The organism is Leifsonia poae (genome assembly GCF_050632865.1).
GTDB classification, from domain to species: Bacteria; Actinomycetota; Actinomycetes; order Actinomycetales; family Microbacteriaceae; genus Leifsonia; species Leifsonia poae_B.
In genome coordinates this window covers 645,475-661,573 of the sequence record NZ_JBODSA010000001.1, presented here as the reverse complement: position 1 = coordinate 661,573, position 16,099 = coordinate 645,475, and the positions used below count along the sequence as shown (strand labels likewise).

The following is a 16,099-nucleotide window of genomic DNA, read 5'->3' as shown; positions in this document are numbered from 1 at the left end:
CAGGGCGTACCGAGGACGGGCGCCCATGGGACGTCGGCGCCGCGCTCGACGCGTCAGGCCGGAGGCGCGGGCGGACGCTCCTCGCCGGCGGGCGGCGCCGGCGGCGGGTCGGACGGGTGCTGCGGCTGCGGCGGCGGCGTCCATCCGGGGGCCGTGGCGGTCGGCGCAGCGGGCTGCTCCGCTCCCCCGCCCTGGAGCAGGTTGCGGGCGCGGTTGCCGAGCTCGCTGTCCACGACGACCGAATAGCTCGTGGCGATGACCTGCTGGATGGACGTGAAGTCGCGGCGACGCCGGTTCACGCCGTACGTGACCAGCCCCCACAGCATCCCGAACCCGGCGCCGATCAGCAGCGCGGCGATGACGAAGGCCAGGCTGACCGTCGGCGAGAAGATGATGAGCAGCAGGCCGAAGAACAGTCCGAGCCACGCTCCGGAGGCGGCGCCCGCGAGCGCAGCGCGGCCCCAGGTCAGCTTGCCGGTGACCCGCTCGACGCTCTTCAGGTCGCTTCCGACGATCGAGACCTTGTCGACCGGGAAGTCGGCGCGGGCCAGCACATCCACCGCCTCCTGGGCCTGCGGGTAACTCTCGAAAGTGGCCACCACCTCGCCGCGGGGCAGCGTCGGGAAGAGGATGCGGTTGCGCGCGTTCATCGGGCCGGGTGTGCTCATGGGGCCATTGTTCCATCCCGTCCCGTGACGGGCACAGGAAACAGCTGTCGTTCACCCGCGAGGGCTTAGGTTTATAGGGTGAGTGCCGCCAGAGTGTTCGTCGCCCGACTCGCCGGGACGACCGTGTTCGACCCCGTCGGCGACCGGGTCGGCAAGGTTCGCGACGTCCTCGTGGTGTACCGCAAGAACGACCCGCCGCGGGTGGTCGGCCTCATCGTCGAGATCCCGGGCAAGCGCCGGGTGTTCCTCTCCATCGGCCGTGTCACCAGCATCAGCAGCGGACAGATCATCACCAACGGCCTCATCAACCTGCGCCGCTTCGAGCAGCGCGGCGGCGAGGTGCGCGTCATCGCCGAACTGCTCGGTCGCCGGGTGGTCTTCGCCGACGGCAGCGGCGAGGCCACGATCGAGGACGTCGCGATCGAGGAGACCGACACCGGCGACTGGGCGGTCAGCCAGCTCTTCGTCCGCAAGCCCAAGACGGGTGCATCGCCGTTCGGCAAGGGCCCGACCACGTTCGTCTCCTGGAACGAGGTGCGCGAGAAGCAGAAGCTGGGCGAGGCGCAGTCCGCCGAGCAGCTGATCGCCACCTACTCCGAGCTGAAGCCTGCCGACCTGGCGAACACGCTCCTCGACCTCCCTCAGCAGCGGATGCTGGAGGTCGCGGAGGAGCTGCCGGACGACCGGCTCGCCGACGTGCTCGAGGAGATGCCCGAGAGCGAGCAGGTGCAGATCCTCGCCAAGCTCGACGACGACCGCGCGGCTGACGTGCTCGACCAGATGCAGCCGGACGACGCCGCCGACCTCATCGCCCAGCTCTCCGACGAGCGCGGCGAGCACCTTCTGGAGCTGATGGAGCCGGAGGAGGCGGAGGACGTCCGCATGCTCCTCAGCTACAACCCGGACACCGCCGGCGGTCTGATGACCACGGAGCCGATCATCGTGTCGGCCGACGCAACCGTCGCGGAAGGCCTCGCCCTCATCCGCCGCCACGAGCTCGCGCCGGCGCTCGGCGCCGCGGTCTGCGTGACCCTGCCGCCGTACGAGGCGCCGACCGGCCGCTTCCTCGGTGTCGTGCACTTCCAGCGGATGCTGCGCTATCCCCCGCACGTGCGCCTCGGCACCCTGCTCGACCCTGGCCTGGAGCCGGTGACCGCCGACACCTCCGCCGCCGAGGTGTCGCGCATCCTCGCCTCGTACAACCTCGTGTCCGTCCCCGTGGTGGACGACAAGCACCGGCTCGTCGGGGTGGTGACCATCGACGACATCCTCGACTACCTGCTCCCCGACGACTGGCGAAGTCAAGACGAGGACGACCCCGTGAAACGCACGGAGCCGTCCGACGAGACCGGCAGCATCCGCATCGTGAACGGAAGGAGGGGCGGAAGTGGCACGAGGTAGGCAGGACACGGCGCTCGACGCCCCGAAGGGCCTCCGCACACCGGTGCTCCGGCGCGACCGGGTGGAGTCGAACGACCGCTTCGGGCGGTTCACCGAGTGGATCGCGCGTGCCATGGGCACGCCCTGGTTCGTGCTCGGGCTCACGATCTTCGTCGTCGCCTGGATGGGGTGGAACACCCTCGCACCCAACGCGTGGCGTTTCGACTCCTCCGCGCTCGGGTTCATCGCGCTGACGCTGGTGCTGTCCCTGCAGGCGTCGTACGCTGCCCCGCTCATCCTGCTCGCCCAGAACCGGCAGGACGACCGCGACCGGGTGCAGATCGAGCAGGACCGGCAGCGCGCCGAGCGCAACCTCGCCGACACCGAGTACCTGGCCCGCGAGGTCGTCGCGCTGCGGTTGGCGGTGCGCGACATGGCGACGAAGGACTTCATCCGCGCCGAGCTGAGGTCGCTGCTCGAAGACCTGGAGAAGTCCGAGTCGGGCGAAGGGGAACAGGCGGCCCGTGCCTGATTCCCCTCTCGACGGCGCGGTCCGCGGCGCGCTGGCCGCTGTGCTCGACCCGGAGATCCGCAAGCCGATCACCGAGCTCGACATGGTGGACGCGGTGTCGGTGGATGCGGACGGCCGCGCGTCGGTCGGCATCAAGCTGACCATCGTCGGGTGTCCGGCGGCGGACGCGATCGAGCGGGATGTGCGCGCGGCGACGGCGGCGGTCCCGGGCGTGACGTCGGTCGCGGTGGACGTGTCCGTGATGACGCCGACCGAGCGGCGCGCGCTGACGGAGAAGCTGCGCGCCGGACGCCCCGCGCGCGGGCAGCAGTTCGGGCCGGAGTCGCTGACCCGCGTCTACGCGGTGACCAGCGGCAAGGGCGGCGTCGGCAAGTCGACCGTCACGGCGAACCTCGCGGTCGCGCTGGCCGAGCGCGGGCTGCGCGTGGGGATCGTGGATGCGGACGTGCACGGCTTCTCGATCCCCGGCATCCTCGGCCTCACCGACGAGAACGGCGTCGCGCCGCGGCCGACGCGCGTGGACGACATGATCCTGCCGCCGGTCGCCTACGGCGTGAAGGTGGTCTCGATCGGGATGTTCGTCGACTCCGCATCCGCGGCGGTCGCGTGGCGCGGGCCGATGCTGCACCGCACCATCCAGCAGTTCCTGACGGACGTGTACTTCGGCGACCTGGACGCGCTGCTCCTCGATCTGCCGCCCGGGACCGGCGACGTGGCAATCTCGGTCGGGCAGCTGCTGCCGACCGCGGAGGTGCTGGTCGTGACGACCCCGCAGCCGGCGGCCGCGGATGTGGCGGAGCGGTCGGGCGTGGTGGCCCGTCAGACCGGGCAGAAGGTCATCGGCGTGATCGAGAACATGGCTGGGCTGGTGCAGCCGGACGGGTCGGTGCTCGAGCTGTTCGGCAGCGGTGGCGGCGCGGAGGTGGCGCGCCGGCTGTCGGCCGGGCAGGATGAGGAGGTGCCGCTGCTCGCCAGCGTGCCGCTCAGCATCCCGCTGCGGGCCGGCGGGGATGCGGGTGCGCCGATCGTGGTCACCGACCCGGCCGACCCGGCCGCGGCGGCGATCCGCGCGGTCGCCGACCGGCTCGGGACGCGCGCCCGCGGCCTCGCCGGCCGCAAGCTCGGCCTCTCCGTCCGCTGACGCGCCCGCTTGCCTGAGCGCGAAGTGCACGTCGTCGCGCACCCGCGCGGCGTGTCGACCGCAACTACCTGCACCTCACGGTGACTTGCTCGTAGTTGCGGCCCTCGGCGGCGTGTCGAGCGCAACTACGAGCAACTGACGGCGTGGCGGCCGGGCCGGGAGGGCGGGCCGGCCTCGCGCGTCCACGGCACGAAGTGCAGGTACGCGCGCACCCGCGCGGCGCGTCGCCCGCACCAAGCTGCACCTCGGGCTGGCGGTGGTAGTCCCCGTGGCTTGCTCAATGTTGCTGCCCACGGCGGCGTGTCGGCCGCAACTACGAGCAACTGGCCGGAGGTGAGGGCGGGCCGGCCCCGCGCGTCCAGGGCACGAAGTGCAGGTCCTCGCGCGGCCGCGCGGCGCGTCGCCCGCACCTAGCTGCACCTCGGGCTGGCGGTGGTGGTCTCCGTGACTTGCTCGTAGTTGCGGCCCACAGTGGCGTGTCGAGCGCAACTACGAGCAACTGCCGGGCCGGGAGGGCGGGCCGGCCTCGCGCGTCCAGGGCATGAAGTGCAGGTACTCGCGCACCCGCGCGGCGCGGCGCCCGCAACTACCTGCACCTCACGGTGACTTGCTCGTTGTTGCGGGCCGCGGCGGTGTGTCGAGCGCAACTGCGAGCAACTGGCGGGCGGGCGGGGACGCGGCGGCGTCAGGCGTCGGGGGCTCGACGGCGCGGGCGAGCAGTTCGACGAGAAGGCGCTCGGCGACGGGACGCGGCAGCGCTTCCACGAGGGCGAGCAGCGGAGCCTGGTCGTCGGGGAGGCCGGGGGTCGCGCCGCCGGTCAGGCCGATCGCACCGAGGATGCGGGCGGCGGTCGCCGAGTCGAGGGCACCGGCGGACGCCAGCCGTGGCGGCAGGGCGCCGAGCACTGCGTGCCGGTCGACCGGCGGGACGCCGCGCGCCTCGTCGGCCGCGCCGCGGAGCGCCGCCTCCAGCTCGTCCACGCGCCCCTCCGTCACCGGCGTGATCGTGAGGTGCGTGGTGTGCGGCAGCCGCGTCCCGTCCGGCTGTGTGAGGCCGGGCTGCAGCTGCAGGATCCACCCTCGGCGGCGGACGCGGTCGGCCCAGTGGTGCGGATCCACGCGCCGGTCGGCCGGCACGGACTCGTCCGTCGCCACCGCGAACAACGGACCGGTCGGCGAGCCCACGACCCGCAGACCCTCGATGTCGCCGACCACATCCACCAGAGCTCGCGTCGCCCGCCCGCAGGACTCCGCCAGCCGGGCGAAGCCGCGCGCGCCGAGCGCCTGCACGATGGCCCAGGATGCGGCCAGCGCCGCCGCCGATTTCGACCCGAGCAGCGTGGCGTTGACGACCGGGTAGCCCGGCCATCCGGTCGTGGCGAAGTACTGGCGGCGCTGCCGGTCCCGGTCGCGCTGCAGCAGCACGCTGGCGCCCTTCGGCGCGTACCCGTACTTGTGGAGGTCAGCGGAGACGCTGGTGACCCCGGCGACGCGGAAGTCCCACGCGGGCAGCGGCGACCCGTCGGCGGCGCGCCAGAACGGCAGCACCCAGCCGCCGATGCACGCGTCGACGTGGCACGCCACACCCGCGGCGTCGCAGGCGGCCGCAACCTCCTCGACCGGGTCGAGCGTCGCGTACGGGTACGACGGGGCGGACACGACGACGAGCGCGACGTCCGGAGCGATGCGCGAGATCAGCTGAGACGCGTCCACCTGCCCGGCCGCGACCGACACCGGCACCAGATCGAGCGCGAGGTCGAACAGCGCCGCCGCCTTCTGGAACGCTGCGTGCACCGTCACCGGCGCGACCAGCCGCGGCGTGCCGGTCCCGCCGGCCGCGCGCCACGCATCCCGCGCGGTCTTCACCGCGAGAAGGCACGACTCGGTCCCGCCGGAGGTCACCGAGCCGACCACGTCGTCGTCGCCGTGCAGCAGCTCGCGCGCGAACCCGACGACCTCCCGCTCCATCACCGCGACGGAGGTGAACGTGGTCGGGTCCAGCCCGTTCACCGGCTGCACCAAGCGCATCGCCTCGGCGGCCAGCTCGTCGAGCTCCGGCATCCCGGAGTCGTACACGTAGCTCAGGACGCGCCCGCCGTGCGTCGGCGCGTCCGCCGCCCGCAGCGCGGAGAGCCGCGCGAGGATCGCGGCCTGATCAAACGACGACATCGATGTCTCCCTTCCGCAGCCGGTACCGCGCGAGCGGCACCAGGCTGACCGCGATGATCAGGGCCGGGATGAGGCTGAAGCCCAGCGCGATGCCCGCGACCGCGCTTCCCGGCTGCACCGCATCCGCCGCGGCGGCGCTGCGCGAGACGTAGCCGCTCACGGCGAGCACGATGCTGAGCACGGTCGCGCCGAGCGCCATGCCGGTCGTCTCGCCGGCGGTCCACATCCCGCCGAACGTCCCGGCGCGGCCCTCGCCGTTGCGTCGTGCATCGTGCGAGATGACGTCGGGCAGCATCGCCATCGGCAGCGCCTGCATCCCGGCGTACGCGGCGCCCGCCAGCGCGACCGGCGCGTACACCCACGCGCCCGGCGCCCACAGCAGCGCGACCATGGACAGTGCGGCCACGCCGAACAGGATGCTCGCGATCGCGAACCCGCGCTCCTTGCCGATTCGCCGGGCGACGACGCCCCACACCGGCGTGACGATCAGCGCCGGCCCGATCAGCGCGACGAACAGGAACGTCACCGCATCCTCGGAGTGCAGCACCCACGTCGCGACGTAGTTCGCGCCCGCCAGCATCAGCCCGGTCGCGAGTCCCTGCAGCAGGAAGGTGAGCAGCAGGGCGCGGAACGGCTGGCTGTCGCGCAGGACCTGCACCCCGGCCGCATAATTCGAGCGCAGGGTGACCAGGATGCTCTCCCGCGGCGGCACGTCGGCCGCGGGGAGGCCACGCGGGGCGACGAACGCGGAGACGAGCATCCCGGCGCCGATCACCACACCGGCGACGAGCGCCATGAGCAGGTAGCCGCTGAACGCGTTGCCGCCGCCGAGCGACCGGAGTGCCGGTCCCCCGGCCCCGAACAGCAGGATGGCGAACGTCAGCACGACGACGCGCCAGGTCAGCAGGCGCGTCCGCTGGTCGTATCCCGACGCGAGCTCGGCGGGCAGCGCGATGTACGGCACCTGGAACAGGCTGAACGCCGTCGCGGTCAGCACGAACGCGAGAAGCACCCACACCGCGGCGACGCCGGCCGGCGTGCCGGGAGGCACGGCGAAGGTGAGGAGGAAGAACACCGGGAGGGCGATCGCGCCGAGCAGCATCATGGGGCGGCGCGACCCCCGCACCGCGAGCATCCGGTCGCTGCGCGCTCCGATGACCGGGTCGATGATCACGTCCCAGACCTTCGCGACCGTGACCACGACACCCGCGACGATCGCGGCGACGCCGAGCGAGTCGGTCAGGTAGTAGACGAGGACGAGGCCCGGAAGGGTGGCGAAGCCGCCGGTCCCCAGCGATCCGACGGCGTACCGCGCGACGGTCGCCCGGGTCAGCGACTGCTCCGTTGCGATCATGTCCGCAGCGTAGTGGATGCGCGACCCCGCGCCCCGCAGCGGCTCAGGTGGACTCGGTGTCGTACGGCGGCACCGCGCCCGCCGTCAGCGGCATCTTGCGCTGCGCATAGGCGGACTGCGTCACCGGCTTGATCGCGCCGCCAGCCGCAGCGCCCGCGCCGGCCGCCGGATCCTCCAGCAGCGCCTCGCGGATGATGCGCCGCGGGTCGTACTGCCGCGGGTCGAGCTTCTTCCAGTCGACCTCGTCGAACTCGGGGCCCATCTCGTCGCGCATCCGGTCTTTCGCGCCGTTCGCGAAGTCGCGCAGAGAGCGCACCAGCTGGCCGAGTTTGGCCGCATAGGTGGGAAGGCGCTCCGGGCCGATGACGAACGCCGCGATCACCGCCACGATCAGCAGCTTGTCGAAGGTCAGCCCGAACACCATTCCAGGGTATCGCGGCGGTGCCTCCACGGATGCCGTGCCAGCCGACCGTATCCTCGGAAGAAGCCGCGAGAAGCAGCTGATCGACGGGAGCGCTGTGTCAGAGAAGGACTCGAACTGGAGGTTCGCCGACGACGTCGTCGTCGAGAGCGAGGTGATCGCGCGCGCCCGCCAGCAGTCGCTGGAGCTGGGCATCGAGCCGATCTCCCCGCGACAGGCGCCCAGGCGGCCGTGGTCGTCGCCGCCACCCGGGCGGAGAACGTCGTCGAGATCGGCACGGGCGTCGGCGTCTCCGGCCTGTGGCTGCTCACCGGCGGCACCGAGGCGCAGCTGACGTCCATCGACGTCGAGGTCGAGAACCAGCAGCACGCACGCGCGTTCTTCACCGAGGCGGGCGTCCCCGCCAACCGCGTTCGCCTCATCCCGGGCCGCGCCCTCGAGGTGCTGCCGCGGATGAACGAGAACTCCTACGACATCGTCTTCATCGACGCGGACCCGCAGTCGGTCATCGAGTACGTCGAGCACGGCCTGCGGCTGGTGCGCCCCGGCGGGACCGTGCTGGTCGCTCGCGCGCTGTGGCGCGGCCGAGTCGCGGACCCGGCGGCACGGGACGAGGTGGCCACCGGGTTCCGGACGCTCATCACCGAGACGTCCGCCTCCGGCGCCGTCATCGCGGCGCTCTCTCCCGCGGGCGAAGGACTGCTGCAGATCACGAAGCTCGCGCCGTAAGCGCGGGCGGACACCGCATGCCGAGAAGGGCCCCGGATCGATGCGATCCGGGGCCCTTCTCGGCTACAGACGTTGGTTCAGGCGGAGGTTACGACACTCGCGAGCGCATCATGGAGCTCTTTGGCTTCCGCGTCGTTGACGGAGACCACCAGTCGTCCCCCACCCTCGAGCGGCACACGCACGATGATGAGCCGTCCCTCCTTCACAGCCTCCATAGGCCCGTCCCCGGTCCTCGGCTTCATGGCCGCCATGCAGCTCCCCTTTCGTGGATGTCCTCCTATTATCCGACATCCTGGTGGGCCTGCGGAAATCGTGGGTATCACGGGGGTGACCAGTCGTATCCGTCGATGGTCCAGCAGATCGCCACCCATCCCACCTGCAGAGCGACGAACAGGGCGACGATGCCGACGCGGTAGACGCGACTCCGTGGCAGGGCGAGCGCGCCGAGCAGTGGGAACAGCGGCATCAGGAGGCGGAAGGTGCTGGACTGCGGGAAAAACACCGCGAGCAGGTAGAGGGAGTACGCGGCGACCCAGAAGCGCAGGTCGACGCCCAGCCGCCTGACCGCGGGCGAGAACAGCAGCACCGCGAACGCCACGAGGATGACGACCAGGGCGACCACGCCGATCCAGCCGGACAGGCCGAGCATGGCGCTCGCCCACCAGTCGGCGCCCTGGAACCACGGCGCGAACGGCACGAGGTGCACGTAGCCGATGTACGGGGAGCGCCAGGCCAGCTCGGTGTCGGTGTAGGCCGTGAGCGACCCGGTCGCGATCGCCGCGATGGCAGGCCACGCCAGCCCGGCCAGCCCGCTGAACACCGTCAGCGACACGCTCAGGATGCGCTCCCGCACGGGATAGGGATCGTCGCGCCGGCGCACCCAGCGGTAGACCACGTGCATGGCCAGCGCCAGGGCGAAGGCCAGCCCGCTCGGCCGGGTGAACGCCATGGCCAGCACGACCGGGAACAGCCAGCCGTACCTCCGCTCGACGAGCAACAGGAGTGCGGTGACCAGCAGCAGGATGTACAGCGACTCCGCGTAGGCGACCTGGAACAGCGGCGAGACCGGCGCGACGCAGAACAGCACGACCGCGAACAGGCTCTGCGACCGCGAGAGCCCGACCCGGCGCATCAGCTGGTGGAAGACCAGTGCGGCGCCCGCTCCCGCCAGGAACGACACCAGCACGGCGGCGTACGGCCAGGACAGCCGCGTGACGAACATGACCGCATCCACGACGCCCGGGAAGCCGGGCATGAACGCCCACGCGTTCTCGCTGACGTGCACGCCGTCCGTGGTCGGAAGGCTCGCCGGGTAGCCGAAGCCTGCGACGATCTCGTACCAGCGGCCGTCCCAGATGTTGGCGAAGGTGAAGTAGTCGGGAGCGGCCGAGGTCCACGCGTTCTTCGCCTCCGCGGCGGCGAAGGCGAGCATGATCACCGTGGTGACGACGCGCGCGGCGAGGTAGACGGCCAGGACGCGGACCCACCACAGGGTCCACCAGGCGCCCCGGACGCCCGCGCCCGGGCGGGGCGCGTCGTCGGCGTCGCTCAGCGCGACGGAGTCAGCGGGATCCTGCACCCGTGAGCCAGGCACGCAGCCCCTCCTCGGCCGCCACGATCTGCTCCACGTCCACGCGCTCGTCGTCGGCGTGCGCCTTCAGCGGGTCGCCGGGACCGTAGTTGACCGCGGGGATGCCCAGCGCGCTGAAGCGGGCCACGTCCGTCCACCCGTACTTCGGCTTGGCCACGCCGCCGACCGCGGCGACGAACTCCTGCGCGAGCGGCGCATCCAGTCCAGGACGGGCGCCGTCGGCGCGGTCGACCACGGTGATCTCGTAGTCGCCGAAGAGCTCGTGCATGTGCTCGATGGCCTCCTGCGAGCTGCGCGACGGAGCGAACCGGTAGTTGATGTGCACCATGCAATCGTCGGGGATGATGTTGCCCGCGACGCCGCCGGAGATGCCGACGGCGTTCAGCCCCTCCTTGTAGACGAGACCGTCGACCTCCACCTCGCGCGCCTTGTAGGCGGCCAGGATGTCGAGGATCGGCGCGGCCTTGTGGATGGCGTTGTCGCCCACCCAGCCGCGGGCCGAGTGCGCGCGGAGGCCGTAGGTGCGGACCTCGACCCGCAGGTTGCCGTTGCAGCCGCCCTCCACGACGCCGTTGCTCGGCTCGCCCAGGATGCCGAAGTCGCCGACGAACAGGTCGGGCCGGTTGCGGGCGAGGCGCCCGAGGCCGTTCAGCTCGGCGTTGACCTCCTCGTGGTCGTACCACATCCACGTCACGTCGACGGCGGGGTCGGTGAGCTCAGCGGCGAGCTTCAGCTGCACGGCGACGCCGGCCTTCATATCCACCGTGCCGCGGCCCCAGAGGTAACGGATGCCGTCATGCTCTTCGAAGCGCGTCGGCAGGTTGCCGTTGAGCGGCACCGTGTCGATGTGCCCGGCGATCAGCGCGCGGCGCTCGCGGCCGAGATTCGTGCGGGCCACGAGCGTGTCGCCGTCGCGGATGAGCTCGAGGTGCGGAAGGCCCGAGAGCGCCGCCTCCATGGCGTCCGCGAGCGCGCCCTCGTTGCCCGAGACGGACTCGATGTCGCACAGCTGACGGGTCAGGTCGATGGAGGTGGCGCTGAGGTCGAGGGTGAGGCTGTCGTTCTGCACCCTACTAACCTAGGGGCATGCCTTCAGACGTGCCTGACAGTTCCGCCGCGCCCCGCTCCGCCTGGGGCTACGGCCTCGCCACCGTCGCGGCCGACGGCACCGTGCTCGACACCTGGTACCCGTCGCCGCGACTCGGGACGCTGCCCGCCGGCCGCGACCGCTGGATCGCCCCGGCTGAGTTCGAGGAGCTGGCCGGCGAAGACCCGCGCCGCGCCGTCCGCATCGACATCGTGACGGTGGAGATCGACCTGGATGCGCCTCCCGCCTCGACGCCGGACGCGTACCTGCGCCTGCACCTGCTCTCGCACCTGCTCGTCCAGCCGAACGGACTGTCTCTGGACGGGATCTTCGCGCACCTGCCGAACGTCGCGTGGACGAACGCGGGCCCGGTCAACCCGGCCGACCTCGACCGGCTGCGTCCGCGACTGCAGCGGGCGGGCATCCAGGTCTCGGGCGTGGACAAGTTCCCGCGGCTGCTCGACTACGTCACGCCGGACCGCGTCCGCATCGCCGACGCGTCGCGTGTCCGCCTCGGCGCCCACCTCGCGCCCGGCACGACCGTCATGCACGAGGGCTTCGTGAACTTCAACGCCGGGACGCTCGGCTCGTCGATGGTCGAGGGCCGCATCTCCCAGGGCGTCGTCGTGGGCGACGGGTCGGACATCGGCGGCGGCGCGTCCATCATGGGCACCCTGTCCGGCGGCGGGACGCACCGCGTCTCGATCGGCGAGCGGGCGCTGCTCGGCGCGAACTCGGGCATCGGCATCTCGATCGGCGACGACTCCGTCGTCGAGGCCGGCCTCTATGTGACCGCCGGGACGAAGGTCGTGCTCGTCGGCGAGGCGGCGACCGCCGACGGACGCCCGCGCACCGTGAAGGCGGCCGAACTGTCGGGGCAGCCGGGGCTGCTATTCCGCCGCAACTCGCTGACCGGGGCCGTGGAGGTGCTGCGCCGCGCCGGCGTCGGCGTGGAGCTGAACGCGGCGCTGCACGCGTAGCCGGCCCGCCCGCTGGTCCTTACATCTGTGGGACGCAACACGCCGTTAGAAGCGCGCGATAACGGCGTGTTGTGACCCATGGATGCCTGCACCACATCCACTGCTCGGCCCGACACGCCGTTTCGCCGCCAGGCATAACGGCGTGTCGGGACCAGTCGTTCGTCGGTGGGACGCCACACGCCGTTACGTGAGCGCCGTGAGGGCGTCTTGCGACCTGTGGATGCCTGCACCACATCCACCTGCTCGGCCCAACACGCCGTTACGCCGCCAGGCATAACGGCGTGTCGGGACCAGTCGTTGATCCATGGGGCGCAACACGCCGTGCGGCCAGGGGCGCGCACGGCGTGTTGCGTCAACCAGCGCGGGTCAGACCATGGTGAGGACGGCGGCGGGGTCGGCGAGGATGCGGCCCACGTCGGCGAGGAAGCGGGAGGCCTGCTCGCCGTCGACGATCCGGTGGTCGAAGGTCAGCGCGAGGGTGAGCACCGTCGCGCAGCGCGATGCCGCCGTCGTGCTCCCACGGCTGCTTCCGCACGGCGCCGACCGCGAGGATGGCCGCCTCGCCGGGGGTGAGGATGGGCGTGCCGATGTCCACGCCGAACACCCCGACGTTGGTGATCGTGATTGTGCCGCCGCTGAGGTCGGCCGGCGCGGTGCGTCCGGCCCGGGCGGTCTCGGCGAGCTGGCGGATCGCACCGGCGAGGTCGGCGAGCGACAGGGCGTGCGCATCCCGGATGACCGGCACCATCAGGCCGCGCGGGGTGGCGGCGGCGATGCCGAGGTGGATGTAGTCCGCTTGCACGATCTCGTTGGCCGCGTCGTCCCAGCGCGAATTGACCTCGGGCGTCCGACGGACGGCGAGCGTCAGCGCCTTCGCGATCACCGCGAGGAGCCCCGGACGCACGTCAGCGAACTCGGGACGCGCGCGCAGCCGGGCGGTCAGCTCGGTGGTGGGCGTGACGTCCACCGTGAGGAAGACCGTCGCCTGAGGCGCGCCGAAGGCGCTGCGGACCATCGCGTCCGCGGTCGCCTTGCGCACGCCGCGGATCGGGATGCGCCTCTCGCGCGCTCCGTCGGACGGCGCGGGCGAGGTCGGCGCGGAGACGGCTCGGGCGGACGACTCCACGTCGGCTCGGGTGATGAGGCCGCGGTCGCCGGAGCCGGCGATGGACGTGAGGTCGACGCCCAGCTCGCGCGCGAGCTTCCGCACGGGCGGGGTGGCGCGCGGGCGCTCGGCCAGCGCGACCGGCGCAGGGGCCGTCTCGACCGACGCGGACGCGGCAACCGCACCCGTGGTCTCAGCTCCCTCCACCATCAGCCCCGGTCGCGCGCGCCGCGCCGGGCGGCTCGCCGCATCCGGCCGGGCGCCGTAGCCGACCAGTGTCGGCTCCGGCGCATCAGCCGCCCGGTTCTCCGCCGCTTGCGACTCGGGCGATGGCGACGGCGACGGCGCGCCGCCCGCATCCGCCCCCTCGACCTCGAACGCCACCAGCGGCTCCCCCACCGCCACCGTCACGCCCGGCTCGACGAACAGCCGCGACACCCTCCCGTCGTACGGCGCGGGAAGCTCGACAAGCGCCTTGGCCGTCTCGACCTCCGCGATGATCTGGTTGAGCTGCACGGTGTCGCCGACGGCGACCTTCCACGCGACCAGCTCCGACTCGGTCAGTCCCTCACCGAGGTCGGGCAGCGCGAACTCCTTGACCGCCATCAGTCCTCCACCCCGCTCAGCGAGTTCGGCCGGTCCATCGCGCGGTCGATGCCGTCGAGGATGCGGTCGAGGTCCGGCAGGTGCGCCGACTCCAGGCGTGCGGGCGGGTACGGGATGTCGTGCCCGGTGATCCGCACCGGCGCATGCTCCAGGTGGTAGAAGCAGCGCTCGGTGATCGACGCGGAGATCTCGGCCGCGAGGCCGCCGGACAGCGCGGCCTCGTGCGTGACGACGAGGCGGCCGGTCCGCTTCACCGACGCGACCACCGTGTCCAGGTCGAGCGGCGACAGCGAGCGCAGATCGATCACCTCGACCGAGACCCCCTCGTCGGACGCCGCGACCGCCGCATCCCGGGCCAGCTGCACGAGGCCGCCATACGTCACGAGAGTGACGTCGGTCCCCTGCGTCACGACCCGCGCTGTGCCCATGGGGCGCGCGTCGGCGAGCGGTGCGTCCTCATCCACCTCGCCCTTGGCGTGGTAGCGGCGCTTCGGCTCGAAGAACAGCACCGGGTCGTCGGAGGCGATGGCCTGCTGGATGAGCGTGAACGCGTCCTGGGGATCCGACGGGCTGACCACCCGGAGGCCCGCCGTGTGGGCGAAGTAGGCCTCGGGCGAGTCGGAGTGGTGCTCGGCCGAGCCGATGCCGCCGGCAAAGGGGACGCGGATGACGATCGGCATCTTCACGTTCCCGGCGGTCCGGTAGTGCATGCGCGCGACCTGGTTCACGATCTGGTCGAAAGCCGGATAGATGAAGCCGTCGAACTGGATCTCGACCACCGGCCGGTAGCCGCGGTACGCCATCCCGACCGCGGTGCCGAGGATGCCGGACTCGGCGAGCGGCGAGTCCATCACCCGGCGCGGGCCGAACTCGGTCTGGAGGCCGTCGGTGACGCGGAAGACGCCGCCGAGGGTGCCGATGTCCTCGCCCATCAGCACGACGTGGTCGTCGGCGGCGAGCGAGCGGCGGAGGCCGGCGTTGATCGCCTTGGCCATGCTCAGCGAGGTCATCGTCCGTCGCTCCCCACGAAGGTGCGGAGGTACCGCGAGTAGTGGTCCCGCTGGCGCGCAAGGCCGGTGTGCGGCTCGGCGTAGACGTTGTCGAAGACGGACAGCGGCTCGGGATCGGCGAGGGACGTGATGCCCGCGCGCATCTCGGCGGCCACCGCGTCCGCCGTGGCGAGGATCGCGGTCATCCGCTCGTCGGTGAGCGCGCCCTGGGCGTTCAGGTACGCCTCGACGCGGGACACCGGGTCCTTGCCGCGCCACTGGTCGAGCTCGGACGCGTCGCGGTAGCGGGTCGGGTCGTCGGCGGTGGTGTGCGGCCCCATCCGGTAGGTGACGGCCTCGATGAAGGTCGGGCCGCCGCCGCTGCGGGCGCGGTCGAGAGCGGCCCGCGTCCCCGCGAGCACGGCGAGGACGTCGTTGCCGTCGACGCGGACGCTCGGCACCCCGAAGCCCGGCGCACGGTCGGCGATGGGACGCTGCGCCTGCAGCGAGACCGGCTCGGAGATCGCGTACTGGTTGTTCTGGCAGAAGAAGACGACGGGTGCGGCGTACGTCGCGGCGAAGATCAGCGCCTCGTTGACATCCCCTTCGCTCGTCGCGCCGTCGCCGAAGTACGCGACCGCGACCGCATCCGTGCCGTCGGCCTGGATGCCGAGCGCGTAGCCGGTGGCGTGCAGGGTCTGCGCGCCGATGATGACCTGCGGGGTCGCCATGTTGATGTCGTACGGGTTCCAGCCGCTCTGTGTCGTGCCGCGCCAGACGCGCAGCAGGTCGACGAGGCCGGCGCCGCGGCAGTACGCGACGCCGTGCTCGCGGTAGCTGGAGAAGACGAAGTCGTCGGAGCGCAGGGCGCGTCCGGAGCCGATCTGGGCGGCCTCCTGGCCGAGGAGCGGCGGCCACAGACCCAGCTCGCCCTGACGCTGCAGCGCGGTCGCCTCGGCGTCGATGCGGCGGATGACGCGCATGTCCTCGTAGAGCGAGAGCAGCTGCTCGGTACCGATGTCCGAGACCCACGCCTCGTAGCGGTCGTCCTCGTGGCGGACGCCGTCCGCGTCCAGCAGGCTCACGACGTCGATGACGCCGAGGCCGAGTGACCCAAGATCCGTGTGGGAGCCGCCCTGACGGGTGGCGGGCTGATTGTCGATCGTCACGGTTCACGCAACCTTCACTCTCGCGCCCGGGCGGCGGGCTTGTGGCGCGCGCGACCGGCTTCCGGCCTCCTTGCCGGAATTGAGGGAAGGCTACGCTCCCGGATCAGCGCGCACAACCATCGGCGTGTCGACCGTGCAGGGTGCACTATCCGCACGCGCCGGGACCTGCTACTTTTCA

Annotated in this window: 13 protein-coding genes and 2 pseudogenes; 5 read left to right on the top strand and 10 right to left on the bottom strand. The window is 72.0% G+C overall.

The window, feature by feature from the left end; all coding sequences use genetic code 11:
* Nucleotides 1-53 precede the first annotated feature (53 nt).
* Nucleotides 54-668 carry a general stress protein gene (locus ACRAWB_RS03315; RefSeq protein WP_431352048.1) on the bottom strand — a complete coding sequence of 205 codons (615 nt, stop codon included), beginning with the start codon at nt 666-668 and terminating at the stop codon, nt 54-56.
* A 78-nt stretch (nt 669-746) separates the two neighbouring features.
* Here ACRAWB_RS03315 and ACRAWB_RS03310 point away from each other — a divergent pair, with 78 nt between their 5' ends.
* From ACRAWB_RS03310 to ACRAWB_RS03300, 3 genes are read left to right on the top strand one after another with little or no spacing between them, the layout of a single operon-like run.
* Nucleotides 747-2,069, top strand: coding sequence for a magnesium transporter MgtE N-terminal domain-containing protein (locus ACRAWB_RS03310; protein WP_431352047.1), 1,323 nt, complete (start codon nt 747-749; stop codon nt 2,067-2,069).
* Nucleotides 2,056-2,580, top strand: coding sequence for a DUF1003 domain-containing protein (locus ACRAWB_RS03305; protein ID WP_431352046.1), 525 nt, complete (start codon nt 2,056-2,058; stop codon nt 2,578-2,580). Before ACRAWB_RS03310 ends, ACRAWB_RS03305 begins: the two co-directional genes overlap by 14 nt.
* Complete coding sequence (locus ACRAWB_RS03300) at nt 2,573-3,721, top strand: Mrp/NBP35 family ATP-binding protein (protein ID WP_431352045.1); 1,149 nt, start codon at nt 2,573-2,575, stop codon at nt 3,719-3,721. Before ACRAWB_RS03305 ends, ACRAWB_RS03300 begins: the two co-directional genes overlap by 8 nt.
* A 597-nt stretch (nt 3,722-4,318) precedes the next feature.
* Here the strand turns inward: ACRAWB_RS03300 and ACRAWB_RS03295 are convergent.
* Genes ACRAWB_RS03295 through ACRAWB_RS03285 form a run of 3 tightly spaced genes read right to left on the bottom strand, consistent with a single transcriptional unit; the run spans nt 4,319 to nt 7,665 of the window.
* On the bottom strand, nt 4,319-5,890 hold the full coding sequence (locus ACRAWB_RS03295) for a pyridoxal phosphate-dependent decarboxylase family protein (RefSeq protein ID WP_431352044.1): 1,572 nt from the start codon (nt 5,888-5,890) through the stop codon (nt 4,319-4,321).
* Complete coding sequence (locus ACRAWB_RS03290; protein ID WP_431352043.1) at nt 5,877-7,244, bottom strand: MFS transporter; 1,368 nt, start codon at nt 7,242-7,244, stop codon at nt 5,877-5,879. The genes ACRAWB_RS03295 and ACRAWB_RS03290 overlap by 14 nt, the downstream gene beginning before the upstream one ends.
* A 43-nt stretch (nt 7,245-7,287) precedes the next feature.
* Nucleotides 7,288-7,665: a twin-arginine translocase TatA/TatE family subunit gene (locus tag ACRAWB_RS03285; RefSeq protein ID WP_064112188.1), complete on the bottom strand. Its 378-nt coding sequence runs from the start codon at nt 7,663-7,665 to the stop codon at nt 7,288-7,290.
* A 97-nt stretch (nt 7,666-7,762) separates the two neighbouring features.
* Between ACRAWB_RS03285 and ACRAWB_RS03280 the strand changes: the two are divergent.
* Nucleotides 7,763-8,394 (top strand): annotated as a pseudogene (locus ACRAWB_RS03280) (O-methyltransferase).
* A 77-nt stretch (nt 8,395-8,471) separates the two neighbouring features.
* Here ACRAWB_RS03280 and ACRAWB_RS03275 read toward each other — a convergent pair.
* From ACRAWB_RS03275 to dapE, 3 genes are all read right to left on the bottom strand, one after another.
* Nucleotides 8,472-8,645, bottom strand: a complete 174-nt coding sequence (locus tag ACRAWB_RS03275) for a DUF3117 domain-containing protein (RefSeq protein ID WP_018190460.1) — start codon at nt 8,643-8,645, stop codon at nt 8,472-8,474.
* A gap of 68 nt (nt 8,646-8,713) precedes the next feature.
* Nucleotides 8,714-9,988, bottom strand: a complete 1,275-nt coding sequence (locus ACRAWB_RS03270; RefSeq protein WP_431352042.1) for a hypothetical protein — start codon at nt 9,986-9,988, stop codon at nt 8,714-8,716.
* Nucleotides 9,957-11,054 carry a succinyl-diaminopimelate desuccinylase gene (gene dapE / locus ACRAWB_RS03265; RefSeq protein ID WP_431352041.1) on the bottom strand — a complete coding sequence of 366 codons (1,098 nt, stop codon included), beginning with the start codon at nt 11,052-11,054 and terminating at the stop codon, nt 9,957-9,959. The genes ACRAWB_RS03270 and dapE overlap by 32 nt, the downstream gene beginning before the upstream one ends.
* A 17-nt stretch (nt 11,055-11,071) precedes the next feature.
* On the opposite strand from dapE, the gene dapD reads away from it, so the two are divergent.
* Nucleotides 11,072-12,052: a 2,3,4,5-tetrahydropyridine-2,6-dicarboxylate N-succinyltransferase gene (gene dapD / locus ACRAWB_RS03260; protein WP_431352040.1), complete on the top strand. Its 981-nt coding sequence runs from the start codon at nt 11,072-11,074 to the stop codon at nt 12,050-12,052.
* 366 nt (nt 12,053-12,418) lie between these two features.
* Here dapD and ACRAWB_RS03255 read toward each other — a convergent pair.
* The 3 genes and pseudogenes from ACRAWB_RS03255 to pdhA all read right to left on the bottom strand — a co-directional run bounded on the left by ACRAWB_RS03255 (nt 12,419) and on the right by pdhA (nt 15,921).
* A pseudogene (locus ACRAWB_RS03255) lies at nt 12,419-13,763 on the bottom strand (dihydrolipoamide acetyltransferase family protein).
* Complete coding sequence (locus tag ACRAWB_RS03250; protein ID WP_431352039.1) at nt 13,763-14,773, bottom strand: alpha-ketoacid dehydrogenase subunit beta; 1,011 nt, start codon at nt 14,771-14,773, stop codon at nt 13,763-13,765. The pseudogene ACRAWB_RS03255 and the gene ACRAWB_RS03250 overlap by 1 nt, the downstream one beginning before the upstream one ends.
* Nucleotides 14,770-15,921: a pyruvate dehydrogenase (acetyl-transferring) E1 component subunit alpha gene (gene pdhA / locus ACRAWB_RS03245; RefSeq protein ID WP_431352038.1), complete on the bottom strand. Its 1,152-nt coding sequence runs from the start codon at nt 15,919-15,921 to the stop codon at nt 14,770-14,772. The genes ACRAWB_RS03250 and pdhA overlap by 4 nt, the downstream gene beginning before the upstream one ends.
* Between the last annotated feature and the right edge of the window lie 178 nt (nt 15,922-16,099).

Excerpts from the sequence above, each read along its gene's own strand:
- ACRAWB_RS03315 (WP_431352048.1), bottom strand. The coding sequence starts at position 668 with ATGAGCACACCCGGCCCGATGAACGCGCGCAACCGCATCCTCTTCCCG.
- ACRAWB_RS03295 (WP_431352044.1), bottom strand. The coding sequence starts at position 5,890 with ATGTCGTCGTTTGATCAGGCCGCGATCCTCGCGCGGCTCTCCGCGCTG.
- ACRAWB_RS03290 (WP_431352043.1), bottom strand. The coding sequence starts at position 7,244 with ATGATCGCAACGGAGCAGTCGCTGACCCGGGCGACCGTCGCGCGGTAC.
- ACRAWB_RS03275 (WP_018190460.1), bottom strand. The coding sequence starts at position 8,645 with ATGGCGGCCATGAAGCCGAGGACCGGGGACGGGCCTATGGAGGCTGTG.
- dapD (WP_431352040.1), top strand. The coding sequence starts at position 11,072 with ATGCCTTCAGACGTGCCTGACAGTTCCGCCGCGCCCCGCTCCGCCTGG.
- ACRAWB_RS03250 (WP_431352039.1), bottom strand. The coding sequence starts at position 14,773 with ATGACCTCGCTGAGCATGGCCAAGGCGATCAACGCCGGCCTCCGCCGC.